The sequence below is a fragment of the Pseudomonas sp. NFR09 genome, from assembly GCF_900111535.1.
In the GTDB taxonomy this organism is placed as follows: Bacteria; Pseudomonadota; Gammaproteobacteria; order Pseudomonadales; family Pseudomonadaceae; genus Aquipseudomonas; species Aquipseudomonas extremorientalis.
Map to the genome: position 1 here is coordinate 125,515 of NZ_FOIH01000015.1, position 22,602 is coordinate 148,116.

17 protein-coding genes and 2 pseudogenes are annotated in these 22,602 nt (G+C 62.5%); 11 read left to right on the forward strand and 8 right to left on the reverse strand.

From position 1 onward, the window contains the following. Positions 1-23: 23 nt before the first annotated feature. Positions 24-914 carry a proline iminopeptidase-family hydrolase gene (locus BMX59_RS27360; protein ID WP_093127992.1) on the reverse strand — a complete coding sequence of 297 codons (891 nt, stop codon included), beginning with the start codon at positions 912-914 and terminating at the stop codon, positions 24-26. Between the two features lie 80 nt (positions 915-994). After that, positions 995-1,753, reverse strand: coding sequence for a helix-turn-helix transcriptional regulator (locus BMX59_RS27365; protein ID WP_071491469.1), 759 nt, complete (start codon positions 1,751-1,753; stop codon positions 995-997). A gap of 139 nt (positions 1,754-1,892) precedes the next feature. On the opposite strand from BMX59_RS27365, the gene BMX59_RS27370 reads away from it, so the two are divergent. Beyond that, a complete protein-coding gene (locus tag BMX59_RS27370) occupies positions 1,893-3,263 on the forward strand; it encodes an APC family permease (RefSeq protein WP_093127995.1) in 1,371 nt (456 codons plus the stop codon). A 43-nt stretch (positions 3,264-3,306) separates the two neighbouring features. On the opposite strand, the pseudogene BMX59_RS31240 reads toward BMX59_RS27370, so the two are convergent. The 3 genes and pseudogenes from BMX59_RS31240 to BMX59_RS27380 all read right to left on the reverse strand — a co-directional run. Next, positions 3,307-3,849: pseudogene (locus tag BMX59_RS31240) on the reverse strand (methyl-accepting chemotaxis protein); the annotation flags it as partial. Positions 3,850-4,170: 321 nt separating this feature from the next. Beyond that, positions 4,171-5,250 (reverse strand): annotated as a pseudogene (locus BMX59_RS31245) (cache domain-containing protein); the annotation flags it as partial. A 143-nt stretch (positions 5,251-5,393) separates the two neighbouring features. Continuing rightward, the gene (locus tag BMX59_RS27380; protein ID WP_092246044.1) at positions 5,394-6,284 is read right to left on the reverse strand and encodes a bestrophin family protein; all 891 of its coding nucleotides are present in this window, start codon (positions 6,282-6,284) and stop codon (positions 5,394-5,396) included. 462 nt (positions 6,285-6,746) lie between these two features. Between BMX59_RS27380 and BMX59_RS27385 the strand changes: the two genes are divergently transcribed. Then, positions 6,747-7,595 (forward strand): hypothetical protein, encoded by an 849-nt coding sequence (locus BMX59_RS27385; protein ID WP_256573005.1) that lies wholly within the window; start codon positions 6,747-6,749, stop codon positions 7,593-7,595. Between the two features lie 26 nt (positions 7,596-7,621). Then, positions 7,622-8,647, forward strand: coding sequence for a GGDEF domain-containing protein (locus tag BMX59_RS27390; protein ID WP_093128003.1), 1,026 nt, complete (start codon positions 7,622-7,624; stop codon positions 8,645-8,647). Positions 8,648-8,663: 16 nt separating this feature from the next. Here the strand turns inward: BMX59_RS27390 and BMX59_RS27395 are convergent, their stop codons facing one another. Next, complete coding sequence (locus BMX59_RS27395; protein WP_256573006.1) at positions 8,664-8,963, reverse strand: ArsR/SmtB family transcription factor; 300 nt, start codon at positions 8,961-8,963, stop codon at positions 8,664-8,666. Positions 8,964-9,055: 92 nt separating this feature from the next. On the opposite strand from BMX59_RS27395, the gene BMX59_RS27400 reads away from it, so the two are divergent. Beyond that, positions 9,056-10,147, forward strand: coding sequence for an NADH:flavin oxidoreductase/NADH oxidase (locus tag BMX59_RS27400; protein WP_093128009.1), 1,092 nt, complete (start codon positions 9,056-9,058; stop codon positions 10,145-10,147). 192 nt (positions 10,148-10,339) lie between these two features. Beyond that, entirely contained in the window at positions 10,340-12,466 is a 2,127-nt protein-coding gene (locus BMX59_RS27405; protein ID WP_093128012.1) for a TonB-dependent siderophore receptor, read from the forward strand. A 70-nt stretch (positions 12,467-12,536) separates the two neighbouring features. Here the strand turns inward: BMX59_RS27405 and BMX59_RS27410 are convergent, their stop codons facing one another. Together BMX59_RS27410 and BMX59_RS27415 are read right to left on the reverse strand one after the other, a co-directional pair. Continuing rightward, positions 12,537-13,259: a FadR/GntR family transcriptional regulator gene (locus BMX59_RS27410; RefSeq protein ID WP_093128015.1), complete on the reverse strand. Its 723-nt coding sequence runs from the start codon at positions 13,257-13,259 to the stop codon at positions 12,537-12,539. Between the two features lie 48 nt (positions 13,260-13,307). Beyond that, positions 13,308-15,044 carry an IlvD/Edd family dehydratase gene (locus BMX59_RS27415; protein ID WP_093128018.1) on the reverse strand — a complete coding sequence of 579 codons (1,737 nt, stop codon included), beginning with the start codon at positions 15,042-15,044 and terminating at the stop codon, positions 13,308-13,310. Positions 15,045-15,237: 193 nt separating this feature from the next. Between BMX59_RS27415 and BMX59_RS27420 the strand changes: the two genes are divergently transcribed. Genes BMX59_RS27420 through araG form a run of 6 tightly spaced genes read left to right on the forward strand, consistent with a single transcriptional unit; the run spans position 15,238 to position 22,597 of the window. After that, positions 15,238-16,560: an MFS transporter gene (locus tag BMX59_RS27420; protein ID WP_071491459.1), complete on the forward strand. Its 1,323-nt coding sequence runs from the start codon at positions 15,238-15,240 to the stop codon at positions 16,558-16,560. Between the two features lie 15 nt (positions 16,561-16,575). Next, the gene (gene araD1 / locus BMX59_RS27425; RefSeq protein WP_092246025.1) at positions 16,576-17,565 is read left to right on the forward strand and encodes an AraD1 family protein; all 990 of its coding nucleotides are present in this window, start codon (positions 16,576-16,578) and stop codon (positions 17,563-17,565) included. A gap of 11 nt (positions 17,566-17,576) precedes the next feature. Continuing rightward, positions 17,577-19,157, forward strand: a complete 1,581-nt coding sequence (locus tag BMX59_RS27430; RefSeq protein WP_093128021.1) for an aldehyde dehydrogenase (NADP(+)) — start codon at positions 17,577-17,579, stop codon at positions 19,155-19,157. 36 nt (positions 19,158-19,193) lie between these two features. Continuing rightward, on the forward strand, positions 19,194-20,057 hold the full coding sequence (locus tag BMX59_RS27435; RefSeq protein WP_093128023.1) for an SMP-30/gluconolactonase/LRE family protein: 864 nt from the start codon (positions 19,194-19,196) through the stop codon (positions 20,055-20,057). Between the two features lie 36 nt (positions 20,058-20,093). Beyond that, positions 20,094-21,098 (forward strand): substrate-binding domain-containing protein, encoded by a 1,005-nt coding sequence (locus BMX59_RS27440; RefSeq protein WP_092246016.1) that lies wholly within the window; start codon positions 20,094-20,096, stop codon positions 21,096-21,098. After that, the gene (gene araG, locus BMX59_RS27445) at positions 21,095-22,597 is read left to right on the forward strand and encodes an L-arabinose ABC transporter ATP-binding protein AraG (RefSeq protein ID WP_092246013.1); all 1,503 of its coding nucleotides are present in this window, start codon (positions 21,095-21,097) and stop codon (positions 22,595-22,597) included. The genes BMX59_RS27440 and araG overlap by 4 nt, the downstream gene beginning before the upstream one ends. Positions 22,598-22,602: the final 5 nt, after the last annotated feature.

Consider the following 22,602-nt stretch of genomic DNA (forward strand, 5'->3'; position numbering starts at 1 on the left):
GGCCCACGGCTTGACCCGGCATGCTAGCTCGGTTGCTGTTCCAGAAATGCCGCCACACAGGCCATGCACGCTTCTCGTTCTTCCACGTGGGGCATATGACTGGACGCCTCGAATATCTGCCACTGCACGTTGGCGATTCCGTCGGCGAATGGCTGCACCGTTGCGGGGGTGGCTTCATCGTAGCGACCGGAAATCAACAGCGTCGGCACCTGGATGCGAGGCAAGCGATCAATGATCGTCCAATCGCGCATGCTGCCGATCACGTGGAATTCGGTGGGGCCGTTCATGGCGTGGTAGACCGTGGGGTCCGCATCGATGGCAGCGAAGGTGCGCGCCACTTCGGCGGGCATCGGCTGGATGCGGCATACATGGCGCGCATAGAACACGTCCGATGCTGCGCGGTACTCGGCGCTGGAGGTGGTGCCTGCTGCTTCGTGGCGTTGCAGCGTCGCCTGCACATCCGCAGGGAGTGCCTGGCGTAGCTCATTCGCGGCCTCGGACCACAGCGCCATGGACGCCGGTGAGTTGGCGATGATCAGTGCCTTGAGGCCGACCGGCTGGCGTACCGCATGCTCGGCCCCCAGAATGCCGCCCCAGGATTGGCCGAGCAGCGCGTAATCACGGATACCCAGGTGAGCGATCAGGTTGTTCAGTTCGGCGAGAAACAGGTCCACCACCCAGTATTCGCGGGGCGCATCCGGCAGATGGGTCGAGCGGCCATTGCCGATCTGGTCGTAGTGCACCACCGCCCGACCGGTGGCGGCCAGGTCCTTGAAACTGTCGACGTAGTCGTGGGTGCAACCGGGGCCGCCGTGGGCAACGATCAGGGGCAGGCGCCCCGAGTCCGGATCGCCCGTGACCCGGAACCATGTCCGGTGCCCACGGAACTCGGCATAACCTTCGCGAACCTGCATGCTGTGTACCTCCTGGGGATCAATGAGGTACAGGCTAGTCAAAGCGTGCCGTCAGGGGCACTGGCAAAAGTTATAGGTTCTCAGATCTCCACCAGCCGGTAATGCAGGCCACGGACCACCGCTTCCACGCGGTTGCGCGCGCCCAGTTTGCGCGCCGCACCCACCAGGTGCAGGTTGACCGTGGCCTGGGACCGGTTGAGGGTGGCGGCGATGCCCTTGGCCGTAAGCCCCTTGGCCGAATGTTGCAGGCACTCGCGTTCGCGGCGGGTGAGGTGGATGTGGGTGCAGCAGCGTTCGGCCGGCGCCAGCAACTCGCTGGCTCTGGACTGGAAGGCATGGGCCAGTACCAGCATCTCGCCCAGGTTGTGCTGGGCTTGTCGTTCGGCGCCGTCGGGCGTGCCGTCGACAATGGCGGTCAGTGTGGCAAAGCCGCCATCGGGCAAGTGCAGCGGCACGGTCAGTCCGGTGCTCAAGCCATAGTCGCGAATATAGTGAGCCACCGGGCGATGGGCGTCGGTGAGGGCGCCGTTCCAGTGCGTGTCCGCGCTGAATGACCAGACAAATGGCGTAGTCCGGCGGGCTGCGCATTGCTGCACCGGGTCGATCTGGTAATAGCCGCGCTCACACCACAACGTGTGCATGTCGGTCGGGGCATTCAGGGTCTTGAACACCGACGGTGTGATCAGCGCCCCCTCGTGGCTCACCGGCACGGGGGCGTAATCGTAGATCAGCGTCTTGAAACCCAGTTGGTCGGTGGCGGCCTGAACCTCGGCCAGGCACGCGTCCAGCGTCGTGGTGTGGGCGAGTTGCTCGCTGAATCGCATCAGGTCGGTGTGCATGGCGCCTCCGGGCGTTGGGTTGCGCGGTTTTCCAAGCAAACAATCTGCCAAGGCCAAAACCTAGTATTTTTCAGGATACAGCTGCCGGCCTGTAACGCCCTAGAGTGAAGCTTCTGTCCAACCCTTGCGGAGCGTCATCATGATCGATCCTTCCACCCCCGGTGACAGCGCGGAGCTTGCGCGTTTCGGATATACCCAACAACTCAAGCGCCAGCTGAGCCTGGGCGACCTGCTGATCTACGGCATGGTGTTCATGGTGCCGCTGGCGCCATTCTCCATCTTTGGCGGGGTGTTCGACGCCAGCCACGGCATGGTGCCGCTGACGTACCTGATCGGCTTCGTCGCCATGCTGTTCACTGCGATCAGCTACCAGCAGATGTCCCATGCGTTTCCGGTCGCCGGTTCGGTGTATGCCTATGTGGGGCGTGGGTTGAACAGCCAGCTGGGGTTTCTTGCGGGCTGGGCGATCCTGCTCGATTACCTGCTGGTGCCGACGTTGCTGTATGTGATCGGTGCCAATGCCATGGCCAATGTGATCCCCTCGGTGCCTCAGCCATTGTGGATCGTGTTTTTCGTGGTACTGAACACTCTGGTGAACCTGCGCGGTATCCAGACCACTGCGCGCGCCAATCGCTTGTTCCTTTATGGGCAACTGGTGGTGCTGGTGGTGTTTGTGGTGCTGGCCAGTATCGCGATCAGCAACGGCGTGAATGGTGCCAGTTGGACCCTGAAGCCACTGTACAACCCGGCTGAGTTTTCCCTGCCGCTGATCTTCAGCGCATTGTCGGTGGCGGTCCTGTCGTTCCTGGGCTTCGATGCGATTTCCACGCTGTCGGAGGAGACCCGTGGCGGTAGCCGGGCGGTGGGGCGTGCGACCTTGTGGGCACTGGCCCTGGTAGCGGCATTGTTCATGGTGCAAACCTGGTTGGCCGCGCTGTTGCAGCCCAACCTGGTGCAGTACCCGGATGCCGATGCGTCGAACAACGCGTTCTACGAGATCGGCCGCCTGGTGGCAGGCCCGTGGTTGCAAGTGGTGATCGCCCTGGCCGTGGCCATCGGCGCCGCCATCGCCAATTCCCTGGTGGCCCAGGCCGCCACCTCGCGCCTGCTGTTTGCCATGGCCCGCGATCGCCAACTGCCGCAGTTTCTCAGCCAGGTGCACCCGGTCACCGGCGTGCCGCAGCGCGCCACCCTATTGGTCGCGGGCTTGAGCCTGGTGCTGGGCTTGTTCTTCGTGGGACAGATCAACCTGCTGGCGTCGATGTGCAACTTTGGTGCGCTGAGTGCGTTCCTGCTGCTTCATGTCGCCGTGGCCTGGCACTACCGCGGCGCCGGTCGTCGGTTGGTGCATGGGCTGGTGCCATTGATCGGCTTTGTGATCATCAGCTATGTGCTGGTCAATTCTGATATCTATGCCAAGGTCGGCGGCACGTGCTGGCTTGCGCTGGGGATTGTCGTGTTGGTGTTCTTCAAGGCCACCGGGCGCTCCACGGAGCTTCAGGTGGGGTGACCGATCCTGTGGAGCCGGCAAGCCGGCCCCTGCGGAGGATGGATCAGAACTTGAAGCGTCCCACCAACCCTTTGAGCTGCCCGGAAATATCCGTAAGCCGACCTGACCCGGTCTGCGCCGAATGGGCAAACCCCTCGACCAGTTGCGCATCGGCATGGATCTGCGCGATGTGCCGGTTGATCTCTTCGGCCACCTGGTGCTGTTCTTCGGCGGCGGTGGCGATCTGGGTGTTCTGGTCGCGGATCGAGTCCACCGAGCCACGGATCTTGTCGAAGCTGTCGCGGGCCTGCTGGATGCGCTCCACGCTGGTGTGGGACACCAGCAGGCTGCCTTGCATCTGCTGCGTCACTTCCTGGGTGCGACGGGCGAGGTTGCCGAGCAGGCTGTCGATCTCGCCGGTGGAGTCGGCGGTGCGACGGGCGAGGGCGCGGACTTCGTCGGCGACCACCGCAAAGCCACGGCCCTGGTCACCGGCACGGGCGGCCTCGATGGCCGCGTTGAGCGCCAGCAGGTTGGTCTGTTCGGCAATCGAGCGGATGGTATCGAGGATGGTGTTGATGTTTTTGCTGTCCTGCTCCAACTGCTGCATGGTCTGGGTCGAGCGTTGCAGGTCTTCGCTGAGTTGAAGCACGCTGCCGGTGGCTTCGCCGATGTGCTGCTGGCCGTCGTGCACATCGCGGTAGCCTTCGTCGGCACTGGTGGCGGCGGCACTGCAGGAGCGCGCGACTTCGTTGGCGGTGGCCACCATTTCGTTGAACGCTGTGCTGACCAGTTCCACCGCTTCACGCTGGCGACCGGCGGCCTGGTTCATGTTGTGCGCGACTTCGCTGGTGTCGGCGGCGGCGGTTTGCAGGTCGGACGAGGCGTTGCCGATGCGCTGCACCAACTGGGCGATCATGCTCAGGAACTGGTTGAACCAGCCGGCCAGGCTGGCGGTTTCGTCCTTGCCTTGCACCTTGAGCTGGCGGGTCAGGTCGCCTTCACCTTCGGCGATCTCTTGCAGGCCGTCGGCCACGCCGCGAATCGGACGTACGATCACGCTGGCGAAACTGGCGCCGACAATCGCGAAGACCACGGCCAGCGCGGCGGCAATCGCCGCGATCAACCAGGTAAGACGGGTCGCGCCGGCCATTACTTCGTCGCGCTTGATCAGGCCGATAAAGCGCCAGCCCAGGTCTTTGGAGCTGACCATGTTGGCCATGTACGCCACGCCATCAATATCGATCTGGCTCACGCCGTCGCCGCGCTTGGCCAGCTCGGCGTAGTTGGGGCCCAGATCGGCCAGGGGCTTGAAATTGTGCTTGGCGTCGCTGGGGTCGACCAGCACGTTGCCGTTGCCTTCCACCAGCATCAGGTAGCCGCTGTCGCCGAGCTTGATGTTGCGCACCAACTCGGTGAGCTGCTTGAGCGACACGTCCAGGCCGACCACGCCGAGGATCTTGCCGGCGGCGTCGGTGACGGTGTGCACGGTGCCGATCAGCGTCACGTCGTCCGGCGCCCAATAGTAGGCCCCGGTGCGCACGGTTTTACCCGGCGCGGCGATGGCGGCCTGGTACCAGGGGCGTACGCGCGGGTCATAGTTGTTCAGCTTGGTGTCGTCGGGCCAACTGGCGTAGCCGCCGTCGGCGAGGCCCAGGGATAGGTAGGCGGTGCTCGGATGGCTCTTGGCGAACTGGTCGAAAATCTCCAGCAGCGCTGTGTTGGTGGGGGTGAGGGGGATTTGCGCGGCATCGGCGCCGGCGTAGCTCTTGAGGTCCTTGGCCGCGACAACGCGCGGGTCCTTGGCCACATACTCGACGTTCTGGCTGATGCCGTCAAAGAACTGCTTCATGCCATTGTCGATCTGGCGGATCTCGCGGCCGCTGCTGTCGAGGAAATTGGCCTGGGCCCCCTCGCGCAGATTCAGTACAACCAATACAGCGACCAAAATAACCGGGACGCACGCGATGGCGGCAAACGCCCAGGTCAGCTTTTGCTTGATATTCATGACTTCACCCGCGGGTATTTATAATTTTGGCAAGGAGAAAACAGTAGCGTCGAGCGTCGCATGTGTTGTTTTAAGGGGTGTGGCCCATGCGTACCCTCTGTATATCGACTGCGCGGGCACGCACTTGAGGGCTGAGGGAGGGTTTAACCGATGCGCTCGCCACCCAGCGCATCACGCTGCATCGACTGCAGGTTTTTTTCGATGGTTTCGCAGATGGTGTCCATCTGGATCTGGTGTTCGCTGGAGTTGAACGGGCTTTGCAGGTCGGTGCCGATGCGCTCGATGGCCAGCAGCATGAACCCCACCACCGTCGAGGCCAGCGGGGTGAACCAACCCAGGGACTCCACCAGGCCCACCGGCACGATCAAGCAGAACAGCGAGATAAACAGCCGCGGGAAGTACACGTAAGGGTAGGGCAGCGGGGTGTTGGCGATCCGCTCCATGCCGCCCTGGGCGTTGGACAGGTCCACCAGGGTCGACTCCAGCCGCGCCAGACGGATGCTGTCGAGGTGACCGACCTTGTACTCCCGGGCCAATAACGCCGCCGAGCCGGTAAGGATATCGTTGGCAAAGTTGTTGGTGGCGCCGTTGCGCGCAAACTCGTCACCAGGGATAAACGCGCGGACTTCTTCGGGGCACGGCTGGCCCTTGAGGTGCGCGGCCAGGCAATTCACATAGGCCACATGACGACGCAGCAGGGTGGCCTTGACCGGGTTCACTTCGTCGTCGGGGTCGTCCAGCAGGGTCAGCACCTGACGGGCAAAACTGCGCGAGTTGTTGACCATCGCGCCCCACAGTGTGCGGGCTTCCCACCAGCGGTTGTAGGCGCTGCTGTTACGGAAACTGATCAGCACCACCAGCGCAGAACCCAGCAGGGTCAGGGGCATCAGCGGCAGATTGATCTTGTAGGTGAGAAACAGCATGAAGTCCACGGTGACGGCGACGTCCCACAGCAGCAGCCAGAACAGCGCCCAGCCAACGTAGCCCATGGTTTTGATGATCAGGCGGTACTTTTTGAGGATGGCGGCTTTCAAACGGAGACCTCGCGGTGAGTGGCAGGCAACGGTGCCTTAGCTCGGACGCGGGTCGCGGTGAAAGGTTCGCCCCAGGGCCTGAATCGTTTAAGTAGCGCTCACCGGCTCCCGTGAGAGTCGTCGCAATTCTTCCAGTGCCGCCAGGATTCAATGGCACCGGCGAACAGGTCGATTGAACAGTTTCATCACAACGCTTGGATATATTTAAAAGCAGCGAAGCACCGCAGCTGTCATGGGCGTGTATGAGTGGGTTGTTTTAGAGACGCCAATACGTTTTGGAACAATTTTGGTAGCGATGATGTCTGTCGGGTTAATCGCGATACATTGCGCTCGAGGCAAAACGCCATCACTGGTGGTGTTTACGACGTGAGTTGTTGTGAGACCTGGTTGCAGAAGTGCTGCGCCATCGATCAGTGAATTCCAGTAGGTTGATCAGGGCTCTTTCTCATGTGCGTCAGTTCGTTGAAGTGGACGTTGGATCATTCCGCGCAGGTGTTGGAACGTCACGGGGAATTTGAATGCAGTATTCGCGCGCACTACGCCATTCTGCTGGGTCCCTATTCAAAACGACCGTTTTTCTACAAGACAGCGCTGAAGTTCAACCGTTTGATGGTGTCTTTCACGCTGCTGAGTGAATATTTCTCCAAGCCCGCGCCATTGTTGTCCGACGTGAAAGCGTTCTGCGTGGCTCGCGGCTTCTGTTCCAGGAACAGCCTGGAGTCGATCTTCCTGCTGTTCCGGGCACTGGGGTTCATGAAGGTCGCCGGCCACCCTGACGACAGCCGTTTCCGAGTGTTCAGCCCATCGGCCCAAGCCTGCCATGAAGTCAGGTCGATGCTCAATTCCGTGGTGCAGCCGCTGGGACCAATGTGCCCCAGTGAAGCGCAGGTCCAGCGGATGAGTGAGTTGGACGACCGAGCCTTCCTGGCACTTTATTTCAAAGGTTTTGCCACCCTTCTTTCAAATAAGCTGACCATCGATGTATTGCTGCCTGAATGTGACTGGCTGGTTAACCGCGATGCCGGACATATGCTGATGTTGGCGATTTATAACGATGCCTGTTCCTTGGACTGTCAGGGCGCAAGTTTCAGGACGTCTTCTTATCTTTCACTGGCGACGCAAACCTCAGTGTCCAAGACCCATGTGATTCGTCTGGTTCAGGAGGGTGTTGAAAAAGGTTGCTTTAAAGTGCATTCCAAGACGCAGTTGGAAGTATTGCCGCCCTTTGTAAAGTTGGTGCGCCGTTTCATGGCGTATTCATTTGCAATCACCCTGCTTAGTATCGAATTGGGCCAAGCCAGCAAAATATAGGCAACTTATGCGCAGGGAGTGTTGAGATGCCGGCTGACTTAAAGCTCAGGCCAAGGATGCAGAGGTTATTGTCGCCCGCTGTTGCCCAGGCGGAATGGATAGGCCTGATTGTCTGGTGGTGGGTGCTCTTGGTGGATCCGGTGCTGGAGTTCGGGTGGTACACCGTGCTCATTACCGTGTGTTTGACAGCGTTGTGTCGATTTCACCGGCGGTTGACCAATTTCCTGGCCTGGCGGGCGTTCGGTGTGGTCTATATGGCGGTGTTGGCCGGCGGCTTTGCGTTGGTGATGCAGACCGATCAGGCGTTGCAGGTATTTGCTCTACCGCTGGCGGTGATTCTGGTGCTGAGCAGTGCCTTGCTCTTTATCGCAGTCCAGGATTTCTTGATAGGCGCTGCATTGATCTGGTCGATGCTGTGGCCAGCGGTTCATATGTCGATCTACGCCGGGGTTGAGGTTTACCTAGTGATGTTCTGCCTGGCGTCGGTGTCGATCGGCTTTATCCTGAATTATTCCTACGTGAAGAACCTGCGCTCTGTGTTGCTGGTCGAGAGTGAGTTCCGGGAACTGGCAGAAACGGATTACTTGACCTCCATCCTGAACCGCAGGGCGTTTATCGAACGTTTCGCCAAGGTGATCGCCGAGGGGCAGTGCGGCTATTTCATGATGCTGGATATTGATAGCTTCAAGTTGAAAAACGACCAGTTTGGCCATGATGTCGGTGACAAGATTCTCTGTGCGATGGCGCACTGCCTGAAAGCCATGCCGGGCAGCGACAGCTTCGGCAGGATAGGGGGAGAGGAGTTCGGCGTGTTGCTGGTGGGAGATGACCCTGGGGCGGCCACTGATTTTGCCGTGCGGCTGCTGCAAGCGATCCGTGGCAGTGTCCCGCCGCCCCATCACTACACGTGCAGCGCGGGTATGACGCATTTCTCGGTGGGTGCCGATATGTCAGTGGTACTCAAGTGCGCCGACCGCAACCTGTATGCCGCCAAGCACAATGGCAAGGACTGTGTGTATCTGGATGGCGAGCCAGTGACCGCTTCCAGATGAAACGGACAGACGGGCCTCAGTGCTGGGCCAGAATGCTCGCGAGCAAGCCGGGGAAGCGGTTTTCCAGGTCGTCCGAGCGCAATGCATTCATGTGCGTGGTCCCCACGCTTCGGGTCTGCACCAGCCCGGCGTCGCGCAACACCCGAAAGTGATGGGACATGCTCGACTTCGGTCGCCCACCGTCCAATTCGCCGCAGGTAGCCTCGGGCACGCCGGCCAGGCAGCGCACGATTTCCAGGCGCACCGGATCACTCAGGGCGTATAGCACGCGCTCAAGGGTGAGGTCTTGCGGGGGAGGGTGTTTGAAGGCTCGCATGAAACGAATCATAACAGGGGGCTATCGTTGAATACCATAGTTCGATTACCATCGAACTATCGAATCAACCATCTGCTCACTGGAGTTGCCCCATGGCCGCATTGTTCGAACCGTTCCAACTAAAAGATGTCACCCTGCGTAATCGCATCGCTATCCCGCCGATGTGCCAATACATGGCCGATGACGGCATCGTCAACGACTGGCACCTCGTGCACCTGGCCAGCATGGCCCGTGGCGGTGCTGGCCTGGTGGTGGTCGAAGCCACTGCCGTCGCGCCGGAAGGTCGGATCACCCCAGGCTGCGCGGGGCTTTGGAGTGATGCGCATGCCGAGGCGTTCGTGCCGATGGTCCAGGCGATCAAGGCCGCCGGTTCCGTGCCGGGCATCCAGATCGGCCACGCCGGCCGCAAGGCCAGCGCCAACCGCCCGTGGGAAGGGGACGACCATATCGCCGCCTCCGACGCCCGCCGTTGGGAAACCATCGCACCCTCGGCCATCGCCTTCGGTGCCAACCTGCCACAGGTGCCTCGCGCCATGACCCTGGACGACATCGCCCGGGTGCGCCAGGACTTCGTCGACGCCGCCCGCCGTGCCCGCGACGCCGGTTTTGAATGGATCGAGCTGCACTTCGCCCACGGCTACCTGGGCCAGAGCTTCTTCTCCGAGCACTCCAACCAGCGCACCGACGCCTACGGCGGCAGCTTCGACAACCGCAGTCGTTTCCTCCTGGAAACCCTGGCTGCCGTGCGCGAAGTCTGGCCGGAAAACCTGCCGCTCACCGCACGTTTCGGTGTGATCGAGTACGACGGTCGCGACGAGCAAACCCTCACCGAGTCCATCGAACTGGCCCGCCGTTTCAAGGCCGGTGGCCTGGACCTGCTGAGCGTCAGCGTCGGTTTCACCATCCCCGACACCCACATCCCGTGGGGGCCTGCGTTCCTGGGGCCGATTGCCGAGCGCGTGCGTCGCGAAGCCGGTATCCCGGTGACTTCGGCCTGGGGCTTCGGCACCCCGCAACTGGCCGAAGGCGCGTTGCAGGCCGGGCACCTGGACCTGGTGTCGGTAGGGCGTGCGCATTTGGCCGACCCGCATTGGGCGTACTTCGCGGCCAAGGAACTGGGTGTCGAGAAGTCCTCGTGGACCTTGCCAGCGCCCTACGCGCATTGGTTGGAACGTTATCGCTGAGGTCACGCGTCAACGATGAGCCACTCGATTGAGTGGCTTTTTTTTTGCCTGCGTCAGCGCTGATACACAGTCGATGCGCGAAAAATAGCGAATGAGAATAGATGTCAACCGCGAATGACTTGATATACCATCCCTCGCGAATTCTTGGCAGGTCTGCCGTCCCATCTGGCTCATTCACTAGGTTCCACACCCATGCGTCGTACCCTGATTTCCCTCTGCGTGCTTCAGGCGTTTTCCCCGTTCACCTGGGCAGAGGTTGCTTCTACCGAGAAAGCCAGCCTTGAGTTGCAAGCGACCAATGTCACCGGCGAGGCGGATTACGAGACCGCCCAAGGGCCGGTGCAGGGCTACCACGCCACACGTTCAGCCAGTGCGACGCGCACCGATACCTCGATCCATGAAACCCCGCAGTCCATCAGCGTGGTGTCCAAGGCGGTGGTCGAAGACATCGGCGCCACGCGCCTGCAAGACGCCCTGGACTACGCTGGCGGTGTCGGTCGCGCCAACAACTTCGGCGGGCAGGGCCTCACCACCTTCACCGTGCGCGGCTTTACCACTGGCGAGTTCTACCGCAACGGTTTCCCGATCAACCGTGGCTACCCGAACATGCCGGACGCCAACACCATCGAACGCCTGGAAGTGCTGCGCGGCCCGGCGACCATGCTCTATGGCCGTGGCGATCCCGGCGGCACCTTCAACGTGGTGACCAAGCAACCGTTGGCCGAACGCACGGTCACCCTCGGCAGCCAATTGAATGACCAGGGCATGAAGCGCGGCACCCTGGATGCCTCCGGCCCGTTGGACGAGGAGGGTCGCCTGGCCTATCGCCTGAACGTGGTGGGCGAGGGCGGCGACACCTTCCGCGACCATGTGGAGACCGAGCGCTACGGCGTCACCCCGGTGCTCACCTGGCAGGCCAGCGACGACACCAAGGTGATCTTCGAAGGCGACTTCATGCGCAACAACCACCCGCTGGACCGCGGGCTGACACGCTTTGCCACTCAGAAAGGCACGGCGTCCCGCGATACCTTCTGGGGCGACAAAGACGTCGGCAAGCTGCACAACGACAACAGCATGGCCCAGTTGCGTTTCGAGCATCTGCTCAATGACAACTGGACCCTGGGCGGTGGTTTTCAATGGCTCGACGGCACCCTGCAAGGCAACGCCATCGAAGCCAACGGTCTGGCCGCTGACGGTCGCACCCTGGGTCGCAACTTCAACTACCGCAAGCTGGAGTGGACCGACAAGGACACCCAACTCAACCTCACCGGGCATTTCTCCGCCGGCGGTTTTGACCACACCCTGCTCACCGGCGTCGAGTTCGAAGACTACGACTACAAGTCGATCATCCAGCGCTCCAGCGGGGCGGTGGGTGCCTATCCCATCGACATCTTCAACCCGGTCTACGGCCAACCACGCCCGACGCTCACGCGCACGCCGACCCACGACAAGGAAAACCTCAAGACTTACGCCGCCTTCGTCCAGGACCAAGTGGCCCTGACCGAGCGCCTGAAATTACTCGCCGGCGCACGCTTCGAGCGCTTCGAGCACGACTACCACACCTATGTGCCAGGCGGTAAAAGCTGGGAGGCCAGCGATAACGCGGTCACCCCGCGCGTAGGCGTGACCTACGACCTCACCGACACCGTCGCGGTGTACGCCGATGCCGCTCGCTCGTTCAAGCCGAATACAGGTGCCAGCCGCCAGGGGGGTGGGTTTGAGCCGGAGAAGGGCAAGTCCTACGAAATGGGCATCAAATGGGAAGCGCTGGATCGTCAACTGAGCGTCGATGCTGCGGTTTACCAGATCGAGAAGAAAAACGTGCTCACCACCGACCCCCTGGACTCGACCTTCAGTGTCGCCGCCGGCCAGGTGCGCAGCCGCGGCTTTGACCTCAACGTGGCCGGCAACCTCACCCCTGAATGGCGCGTGATCGGCGGCTACGCCTACGTCGACGCCGAAGTCACCAAAGACAACACCATCCGCGTCGGCTCACCCCTGGCCAACATCCCGCGCAACAGCTTCAGCCTGCTCAATGTCTACGAGTTCCAGGACGGTCGCCTCAAGGGGCTCGGGCTAGGCGCGGGCGCCAAATACGTCGATGAACGGGTTGGCCAGACCTCCAACACCGCCTTCTCGATGGACGCCTACACCGTGGTCGACCTGCTGGGCTACTACAAGGTCAACGACAAAGTCCGCCTGAACCTGGATGTGAAGAACCTGTTCAACCGTGATTTCGAGGAAGGCGCGTTCGGCAACTTCTACGCCTACCCAGGCGCGCCACGCACGGTGCAGGTGGGCATCGTCTACACCCTCTAATGCCTAGCACAGTTTCAATGTGGGAGAGGGCAAGCCCCCTCCCACATTTGGTTCTGTGTACCCCTTGAAGTCAGAGCGGCGTAAGCACGTTCATCACCGTATCCAACGCCACCCGCGTGTCATCCAGCTGCACCAGCGATGCATGCCGGGCGCCGAGGGCGTCGCGGTTCTGGATCGCGGTGAGGATCGCCTTGTGCCGGGGCAGGCTCAGGCCCTGGATGTCCGGGCGGCGGTTGGTGATGTTGATCGACTCGCGCAACGGCAGCGACAGCATGTTGCACATGTAGGCGAGCAGGTCGTTGCGGGTGGCATCGGCGATGGCGCGGTGGAAGTCCAGGTCGGCCTGCAGCAGTTGTTCGTGGGTCTGTGCGGTTTCCATGCCCAGGTAGGCTTTTTCGATGGTGGCAATGTCTTCGTCGGTGGCGGTGGTCGCGGCCATGGCGGCGATCTCCGGTTCGAGGATGCGCCGCACACCGGCCAGGGTGTTGAAGAACTCGCTGTGGGGCGTGGACTGCATCAACCAGGACAACACGTCCGGGTCGAGCAGGTGCCACTTCACGCGAGGCCGCACCACCGCGCCCACCCGTGGTTTGGAGTACACCAGGCCCTTGGCACCGAGCACCCGCGTGGCTTCACGCAACACCGAGCGGCTGACCTGGTACTCCTCGCAGAGCGTGGCCTCCATGGGCAGGCGTTCTTCCGGCTTGAAGCGGCCGGAAACGATGTGCATGCCCAAGTCCTGAACGATCTGGGCATGCTGGCTCTTGCGCGGCTTTGGCGGCTGGTGATCCATAACGACGGGGAGGCTCTGACTTAAAGACGCGGCATCATAGCATCCCAATTAGTGGGAATGCCGTGGGACTTGCGCCCCACGGCAACCCACCAGAAAGTCAAAGTCGCAGCCCTGGTCGGCCTGCAGCACATGGTCGATGTACAGCTGGCGGTAGCCGCCGACGATGAGGTTCTGCGGAGGCGCCAAGTCTGCCATACGTGCCGCCAGCTCTGCGTCGGGGATGTCCAGGTGCAGGCGGCCGTTGGCGCAGTCCAGTTCGATCCAGTCGCCTTCCTTGACCGTGGCCAATGGTCCGCCGGCAGCGGCTTCCGGCGCCACGTGCAACACCACTGTGCCGTACGCCGTGCCGCTCATGCGTGCATCGGAGATTCGCACCATATCGGTCACGCCCTGGGCCAGCAGCTTGGCCGGCAGGCCCATGTTGCCGACCTCGGCCATGCCCGGGTAGCCCTTGGGGCCGCAGTTTTTCATGACCAGGATCGAGTTGGCGTCCACGTCCAGCTCCGGGTCATTGATGCGCGCCTTGTACATGTCGAAGTTTTCGAACACCACTGCACGGCCACGGTGCTGCATCAGTTCCGGGCTGGCGGCGGAGGGCTTGAGCACCGCGCCCAGCGGCGCCAGGTTGCCGCGCAGCACGCAGATGCCGCCGTCGGCGCGGATCGGGTTGTCGAGTGTGCGGATCACCTCGTCCTGGCCGTAGATCGGCGAGTCCTTGGTGTTTTCGCCCAGGGACTTGCCGTTGACGGTCAGGGCGTTCGGGTGCGGGATCAGGTTGGCTTCACCCAGGCGGCGCAGCACGGCGGGCAGGCCGCCGGCGTAGTAGAACTCTTCCATCAGGAAGCGCCCCGAAGGTTGCAGGTCGACGATGGTCGGCATGCCACGGCCCATGCGGGTCCAGTCGTCCAGGTCGAGTTCGACGCCGATGCGCCCGGCGATGGCCTTGAGGTGGATCACCGCATTGGTCGAGCCGCCGATGGCCGCGTTCACACGGATCGCGTTTTCAAACGCCTCTTTGGTGAGGATCTTCGACAGCTTCAAGTCTTCGCGCACCATCTCCACGGCACGCATGCCCGACATATGCGCCAGCACATAACGCCGCGCATCCACCGCCGGAATCGCCGCGTTATGGGGCAGGGAAGTGCCGAGTGCCTCGGCCATGCAGGCCATGGTCGACGCGGTGCCCATGGTGTTGCAGGTGCCCGCCGAGCGCGACATGCCGCCTTCGGCTGCAAGGAAATCATCCAGGGTGATGGTGCCGGCTTTCACTTGTTCGCTGAGCTGCCACACCACGGTGCCCGAGCCAATGTCCTGGCCTTTGTGCTTGCCGTTGAGCATCGGCCCGCCGGTGACCACGATGGCCGGAACGTCGCAACTGGCGGCGCCCATCAGCAGGGCCGGGGTGGTCTTGTCACAACCGGTGAGCAACACCACGCCGTCAATCGGGTTGCCGCGAATCGCCTCTTCCACGTCCATGCTCGCCAGGTTGCGGGTGAGCATGGCGGTGGGACGCAGGTTCGACTCGCCATTGGAGAACACCGGGAACTCCACCGGGAAGCCACCGGCCTCGATCACGCCGCGTTTGACGTGCTCGGCGATCTGGCGGAAATGCGCATTGCACGGGGTCAGCTCCGACCAGGTGTTGCAGATGCCGATGATCGGCTTGCCATGGAACTGATGGTCGGCAATGCCCTGGTTCTTCATCCAGCTGCGGTACATGAAGCCGTTCTTGTCGGCGGTACCGAACCACTGGGCGGAGCGGAGGCCGGGCTTTTTATCAGGCATGATCGATTCTCTTATTGTATGACTATATGTTCTATGCGTGCTTAAACATAAGCGCAAAAACGCTGCTTTGGAAGAGTTGTTTTGTAAATAGTCCTACTATATAGTCGATCTCAACTGAGGTATGACCCTGGCGGATTTTCGCGAGAGGCGTCCCCCGAGCTTCTATAAAAACAACAATCGGAGATCGACCCCCATGAGCCAGGAACTGCGGCTTATTCGGCGCATCACGCTGAAACTGATTCCCTTCCTGATCCTGCTGTACCTGATCGCCTACGTGGACCGTTCCGCCGTGGGCTTCGCCAAGTTGCACATGGGCGCCGACGTCGGCATTGGCGATGCTGCCTATGGCCTGGGTGCGGGGTTGTTCTTCATTGGCTACTTCCTGTTCGAGATCCCCAGCAACCTGATGCTCGACCGCTTTGGCGCACGCCGCTGGTTTGCGCGGATCATGATCACCTGGGGCGCCATCACCATCGGCATGGCCTTTGTGCAGGGCCCGCACAGCTTCTATGTGATGCGCTTTCTGCTCGGCGCGGCGGAGGCGGGGTTCTTTCCCGGCGTTCTCTACTACATTACCCAGTGGTTCCCGGTGCGCCATCGCGGCAAGATCCTCGGGCTGTTCATCCTGTCGCAACCCATCGCGATGATGATCACCGGTCCGGTGTCCGGCGGTTTGCTGGGCATGGACGGCATCCTTGGCCTGCACGGCTGGCAATGGCTGTTCATCGTGATTGGCACCCCGGCGATCCTGCTGACCTGGCCGGTGCTGCGCTTCCTGCCAGATGGCCCTGAACAGGTCAGTTGGATGAGCGACGACGAAAAGGCCTGGCTCACCGGCGAACTCGCCAAAGACCTGCAAACCTACGGCCAGACCCGTCACGGCAACCCGCTGCATGCCTTGAAAGACCAACGCGTGTTGCTGCTGGCGCTGTTCTACCTGCCGGTGACCCTGAGCATCTACGGCCTGGGCCTGTGGCTGCCGACCCTGATCAAGCAGTTCGGCGGCACTGATCTGGTCACCGGCTTTATCTCTGCGGTGCCGTATCTCTTCGGCATCATCGGCCTGCTGATCATCCCGCGCAGTTCCGACCGTTTGAACGACCGCTACGGCCACCTTGCGGTGCTCTACGTGCTGGGCGCCATTGGGCTGTTCTTCAGTGCCGCGCTCAGTGTGCCGGTGCTGCAAATGGCAGCGCTGTGCCTGGCGGCATTCGCGATGTTCTCCTGCACGGCAGTGTTCTGGACCTTGCCCGGGCGCTTCTTCGCGGGCGCCAGTGCGGCGGCGGGCATTGCGTTGATCAACTCGGTGGGCAACCTCGGCGGCTATATCGGCCCGTTCGTGATCGGCGCGCTCAAGGAATACACCGGCAACCTCGCTTCGGGCCTGTACTTCTTGTCCGGGGTGATGCTGTTCGGGCTGGTCCTGACCGTTGTGGTCTACCGCCTGCTCGAGCGCAGGCACGTCCTGCCTGCCGACCAATTTGCCGCCAGTGCCCGTGGCGCCACCCGACCTTAATCCAGGAGAACAGTCATGCGTTTAGTTCAGTTCGAGTTGCGTAACGGAGACCGCCGTGTCGGCGTGGTCGACGCCACCAAGGTGCGCGAAGTACAGACAGCCCGCAGCGTGCGCGAATTGGCCCTGGCTGCCATCGACGCCGGCGTAGGCCTGGCGCAACACGTGGACAGCCTGGGACTTGGCGACAGCTATGACTACGCCGCGCTGCTGACCGACTTGAAAATTCTGCCACCGCTGGACCACCCGGACCCGGCCCATATGCTGATCAGCGGCACCGGCCTGACTCACCTGGGCAGTGCCTCGGCGCGGGACAAGATGCACCAGGCCGGCGACGACAGCGCATTGACCGACACCATGCGCATCTTCAAATGGGGCGTGGAGGGCGGCCGTCCACCGGCTGGCCAGGCGGGTGTGCAACCCGAGTGGTTCTACAAGGGCGACGGCAGCATCGTGGTGCGCCCCGGCGCAGCCTTCCCGGTGCCACCGTTTGCCGAGGATGCCGGTGAAGAGCCGGAGATCGGCGGCCTGTATGTGATCGGCCCGGATAGCAAGCCCTATCGTGTCGGTTTTGCGGTGGGCAACGAATTCTCCGACCACATCATGGAGCGCAAGAACTACCTGTACCTGGCCCATTCCAAACTGCGCAGTTGCAGCTACGGCCCGGAGTTGCGCGTGGGCGAGTTGCCCCAGCACCTGGCGGGCACCAGCCGCATTCTGCGCAACGGCGAAGTGATCTGGCAGAACGAGTTCCTCAGTGGCGAGGCCAATATGTGTCACAGCCTGGAGAACCTCGAATACCACCACTTCAAATACCGTCAGTTCCTCAAGCCGGGCGATGTGCACATCCACTTTTTCGGCACCGCCACGCTGTCATTCGCCGACGGTATACGGACCCAGGTCGGCGATGTGTTCGAGATCAGCCAGGCCGAGTTCGGTGCGCCGCTGGTCAACCGTGTCGGCAGCAGCGCTGCGGCGTTCGAACCCGGCAATGTCATCACCCTTTAATGGAGAACCCCATGACTCAGTTTCTCGGCCACAACTACATCGGCGGCCAGCGCAGCGCCAACGGCAGCGTCACGCTGAAAAGCGTCGACGCCAGCACCGGCGAGGCCTTGCCCCAGGCCTTTTTCCAGGCCACGCCGCAGGAAGTCGACGCCGCCGCCAAGGCTGCCGCGCAGGCCTACCCTGCGTACCGCGCCTTCAGCGCATCGCGCCGTGCACAGTTCCTGGATGCAGTGGCCGATGAGCTGGACGCGTTGGGGGATGATTTTGTCGAACTGGTCTGCCGCGAAACGGCGCTGCCGGCTGCACGCATCAAGGGCGAGCGCGGACGTACCAGCGGCCAGATGCGCCTGTTCGCCACGGTGCTGCGTCGCGGTGATTTCTACGGTGCGCGCATCGACAAGGCACTGCCCGACCGCCAACCGCTGCCACGCCCGGACCTGCGTCAATACCGCATCGGCCTGGGGCCGGTCGCGGTGTTTGGCGCGAGCAACTTCCCCCTGGCGTTTTCTACGGCGGGCGGTGATACAGCGGCTGCTTTGGCGGCAGGCTGCCCAGTGGTTTTCAAGGCCCACAGCGGGCATATGGCGACCGCCGAACGCGTGGCCGATGCGATCATCCGCGCGGCCGAGGCCACCGAGATGCCGGCGGGTGTGTTCAACATGATCTTCGGCGGTGGCGTGGGTGAGGCGCTGGTCAAGCACCCGGCGATCCAGGCGGTGGGCTTTACCGGCTCGCTCAAGGGCGGGCGTGCCTTGTGCGACATGGCGGCGGCGCGCCCGCAGCCGATCCCGGTGTTTGCCGAGATGTCGAGCATCAACCCGGTGATCGTATTGCCCCAGGCCCTGACCGTGCGCGCCGACAGCGTCGCGCGTGACCTGACCGCCTCGGTGGTACAAGGCTGCGGCCAGTTCTGCACCAACCCTGGCCTGGTCATCGGTGTCGCGTCGCCTGCATTCACCGCGTTCACCCAGCAAGTCGCGCAACTGATCGGCGAGCAACCGGCCCAGACCATGCTCAACGCCGGCACCCTGGGCAGCTACGGCAAAGGCCTGGAAAAACTCCTGGCGCACCCGGGCATCCAGCATCTGGCGGGCAACCAGCAGGCCGGCAATCAGGCGCAACCACAGCTGTTCAAGGCCGATGCGAGCCTGTTGATCGACGGCGATGAAGTGCTGCAGGAAGAAGTCTTCGGCCCCACCACCGTGTTCGTCGAAGTCGCCAACCAGGCCCAACTCAACGCCGCCTTGCACGGTCTGCACGGCCAACTTACGGCGACGATCATTGGCGAGCCCGCCGACCTGCAACAGTTCGCCGAACTCACGCCGCTGCTGGAGCAGAAAGTCGGGCGCATCCTGCTCAACGGCTACCCGACCGGCGTGGAAGTCTGCGATTCGATGGTGCATGGCGGGCCGTACCCGGCCACTTCGGATGCCCGTGGCACCTCGGTTGGCACCTTGGCCATCGAGCGTTTCCTGCGCCCCGTGTGCTTCCAGAATTACCCTGATAGCCTGCTGCCCGACGCGTTGAAAAACGCCAATCCGTTGCGCATCCAGCGGCTGGTGGATGGCACGCCATCTCGCGAACCGCTGTAACGCACACCTGAGAACAACAACAATCCAGGAGGCATCATGTCGTGTATCGCCGTTACCCCGCACCGTGCGCAATTGGGCGAGGGACCGTTCTGGGACGCGCCCACCCAGGCACTGTACTGGGTGAATATTGCCGGCAAACAGGCACTGCGCCTGATGGGCAGGCAGTTGCGGGTGTGGCAGTTGCCCGAGCATGTCTCGGCGTTCATCCCGTGTGAGGGCGGCGATGCCCTGGTGACCCTGAGCAGCGGCGTGTATCGCCTCGACCTGGCCACCGAGGCCCTGACCCTGCTGTGCGTGGCCGACCCGCAACCCGGCAACCGTGGCAATGAAGCACGCTGCGATGCCCAGGGCCGGCTGTGGCTGGGCACCATGCAGAACAATATTGGCGAGCAGGGTGAAGACCTGCCCATCACGCGACGCTCCGGCGGCCTGTTTCGTATCGATGCCGATGCGCAGGTCACACCGTTGCTCAGCGGCCTGGGCATTCCCAACACCTTGCTGTGGAGTGATGACGGTCGGCAGGTGCATTTCGGCGACAGCCTGGACGGCACGCTGTACCGCCACGCTATCCAGCCAGACGGCCAACTCGAATCCGCGCAGGCGTGGTTCGGTCCCCACGAACGTGGCGGGCCGGACGGTTCGGCCATGGATGTGGAAGGCTACATCTGGAACGCCCGCTGGGATGGCAGTTGCCTGCTGCGCCTCACGCCCGACGGCACTGTCGACCGCATCATCGAGCTGCCCGTCAGCCGCCCCACCAGTTGCGTGTTCGGTGGCCCGAACCTCACCACCCTGTACATCACCAGCGCGGCCAGCCCGTTGGAACACCCCTTGGATGGCGCGGTATTGGCCATCGAGGTCGATGTGCCTGGAAAACCCTGTCATCGCTTTGCCGGATAAGTCCCCCTTTAAAAACAACAACAAGGAGTCACCCGTATGAATCGTCGTCGTGGTTTGCGTTCCCTGTGCTGCGCCGCTGTGGCGGTCTCGGCCATGAGCTTGAGCGGGCTGCTGCTGGCCGCTGAAGAAGTGAAGATCGGCTTCCTGGTCAAGCAGGCCGAGGAGCCGTGGTTCCAGACCGAATGGGCCTTCGCCGAGAAAGCCGGCAAGGAGCATGGCTTCACCGTGATCAAGATCGCCGTGCCCGATGGCGAGAAGACCCTGTCGGCCATCGACAGCCTGGCCGCCAATGGTGCCAAGGGCTTTGTGATCTGCCCGCCGGACGTGTCCCTCGGCCCGGCCATCGTGGCCAAGGCCAAGGCCAACGGTTTGAAAGTCATTGCCGTGGATGACCGCTTTGTCGACGCCAAGGGCAACTTCATGGAAGACGTGCCGTACCTGGGCATGGCGGCCTTTGAAGTGGGCCAGAAGCAGGGCGCCGCGATGGCGGCCGAAGCGAAAAAACGCGGCTGGGACTGGAAGGACACCTACGCGGTGATCAACACCTTCAACGAACTCGACACCGGCAAGAAACGCACCGACGGCTCGGTCAAATCCCTGGAAGAAGCCGGCATGCCCAAGGACCACATCCTGTTCACCGCCGCCAAGACTCTCGACGTACCCGGCAGCATGGACGCCACCAACTCGGCGCTGGTCAAGCTGCCCAGCGGCGCGAAAAACCTGATCATCGGCGGCATGAACGACAACACCGTGCTGGGCGGCGTACGCGCCACCGAAAGCGCCGGCTTCAAGGCCGCCAACGTGATCGGTATCGGCATCAATGGCACCGACGCCATTGGCGAACTGAAAAAGCCTGAAAGCGGCTTCTTTGGCTCCATGCTGCCCAGCCCGCATATCGAGGGCTACAACACTGCGAAGATGATGTTCGATTGGGTCACTAAAGGCACCGAGCCTGCGAAATACACGGCGATGGACGAAGTGACGCTGATCACCCGCGCCAACTTCAAGGAAGAACTGACCAAGATCGGGTTGTGGCAATGACCGCTGCGGCCCTGCGCTTTGACGGCATCGGCAAGACCTTTCCCGGGGTCAAGGCGCTGGATGGCATCAGCTTTACCGCCCACCCCGGGCAGGTGCACGCCCTGATGGGCGAGAACGGTGCGGGCAAGTCGACACTGTTGAAGATCCTCGGCGGCGCCTACATTCCCAACAGCGGCTCGCTGCACATCGGCGCGCAGACCATGGCCTTCAAATGCGCCGCCGACAGCATTGCCAGCGGCGTGGCGGTGATCCACCAGGAACTGCATCTGGTGCCGGAAATGACGGTGGCCGAGAACCTGTTCCTCGGCCACTTGCCGTCGCGTTTCGGCGTGGTCAACCGGGGGCTCCTGCGCAAGCAGGCCCTCGCGTGCCTCAAGGGGCTGGCGGATGAAATCGACCCGGCCGAGAAACTCGGGCGCTTGTCCCTTGGCCAGCGCCAACTGGTGGAAATCGCCAAGGCGCTGTCCCGTGGCGCCCATGTGATTGCCTTTGACGAACCGACCAGCAGCCTGTCGGCGCGGGAGATCGACCGCCTGATGGCGATCATCACGCGCCTGCGCGATGAGGGCAAAGTGGTGCTCTACGTGTCGCACCGCATGGAGGAAGTGTTCCGCATCTGCAACGCGGTCACGGTGTTCAAGGACGGCCGCTACGTGCGCACATTCGAGGACATGAGCGCGCTGACCCATGACCAACTGGTGACGTGCATGGTGGGGCGCGATATCCAGGACATTTACGACTACCGCCCGCGTGAGCACGGCGAAGTCGCGCTCAAGGCCGATGGCCTGCTCGGTCCCGGCCTGCGTGAGCCGATCAGTTTCAGTGTGCGCAAGGGCGAGATCCTTGGCCTGTTCGGGCTGGTCGGGGCTGGGCGCACCGAGCTGTTCCGGCTGCTCAGCGGCCTGGAGCGCGCCAGTGCCGGCAGCCTGCATTTGTGCGGGCAGGCGCTGCAACTGCGCTCGCCCAGGGATGCCATCGCCGCCGGCGTGCTGCTGTGCCCGGAGGACCGCAAGAAGGAAGGCATCATCCCGCTGTCCAGCGTCGCCGAGAACATCAATATCAGCGCACGCGGTGCCCACTCCACGTTCGGCTGGCTGCTGCGCGAGGGCTGGGAAAAGGGCAACGCCGACCAGCAGATCCAGGCCATGAAGGTCAAGACGCCGAACGCCGCGCAGAAGATCATGTACCTGTCCGGCGGCAACCAGCAGAAGGCCATTCTCGGTCGCTGGCTGTCGATGCCGATGAAGGTGTTGCTGCTGGACGAACCGACCCGTGGCATCGATATCGGCGCCAAGGCCGAGATCTACCAGATCATCCATAACCTGGCGGCCCAGGGCATTGCGGTGATTGTGGTGTCCAGCGACCTGATGGAAGTGATGGGCATCTCCGACCGCATCCTGGTGCTGTGCGAAGGCGCGATGCGCGGCGAACAAACCCGCGAAGACGCTACCGAATCCAACCTGCTGCAATTGGCCCTGCCGCGCAGCGTGGCGAACTGAGAGAC

Coding starts and splice junctions, on each gene's coding strand:
- BMX59_RS27440 (WP_092246016.1), top strand. CDS start 20,094: ATGAATCGTCGTCGTGGTTTGCGTTCCCTGTGCTGCGCCGCTGTGGCG.
- BMX59_RS27395 (WP_256573006.1), bottom strand. CDS start 8,963: ATGCGAGCCTTCAAACACCCTCCCCCGCAAGACCTCACCCTTGAGCGC.
- araD1 (WP_092246025.1), top strand. CDS start 16,576: ATGCGTTTAGTTCAGTTCGAGTTGCGTAACGGAGACCGCCGTGTCGGC.
- BMX59_RS27370 (WP_093127995.1), top strand. CDS start 1,893: ATGATCGATCCTTCCACCCCCGGTGACAGCGCGGAGCTTGCGCGTTTC.
- BMX59_RS27430 (WP_093128021.1), top strand. CDS start 17,577: ATGACTCAGTTTCTCGGCCACAACTACATCGGCGGCCAGCGCAGCGCC.
- araG (WP_092246013.1), top strand. CDS start 21,095: ATGACCGCTGCGGCCCTGCGCTTTGACGGCATCGGCAAGACCTTTCCC.
- BMX59_RS27420 (WP_071491459.1), top strand. CDS start 15,238: ATGAGCCAGGAACTGCGGCTTATTCGGCGCATCACGCTGAAACTGATT.
- BMX59_RS27410 (WP_093128015.1), bottom strand. CDS start 13,259: ATGGATCACCAGCCGCCAAAGCCGCGCAAGAGCCAGCATGCCCAGATC.
- BMX59_RS27365 (WP_071491469.1), bottom strand. CDS start 1,753: ATGCACACCGACCTGATGCGATTCAGCGAGCAACTCGCCCACACCACG.
- BMX59_RS27405 (WP_093128012.1), top strand. CDS start 10,340: ATGCGTCGTACCCTGATTTCCCTCTGCGTGCTTCAGGCGTTTTCCCCG.
- BMX59_RS27415 (WP_093128018.1), bottom strand. CDS start 15,044: ATGCCTGATAAAAAGCCCGGCCTCCGCTCCGCCCAGTGGTTCGGTACC.
- BMX59_RS27400 (WP_093128009.1), top strand. CDS start 9,056: ATGGCCGCATTGTTCGAACCGTTCCAACTAAAAGATGTCACCCTGCGT.
- BMX59_RS27435 (WP_093128023.1), top strand. CDS start 19,194: ATGTCGTGTATCGCCGTTACCCCGCACCGTGCGCAATTGGGCGAGGGA.
- BMX59_RS27360 (WP_093127992.1), bottom strand. CDS start 914: ATGCAGGTTCGCGAAGGTTATGCCGAGTTCCGTGGGCACCGGACATGG.
- BMX59_RS27390 (WP_093128003.1), top strand. CDS start 7,622: ATGCCGGCTGACTTAAAGCTCAGGCCAAGGATGCAGAGGTTATTGTCG.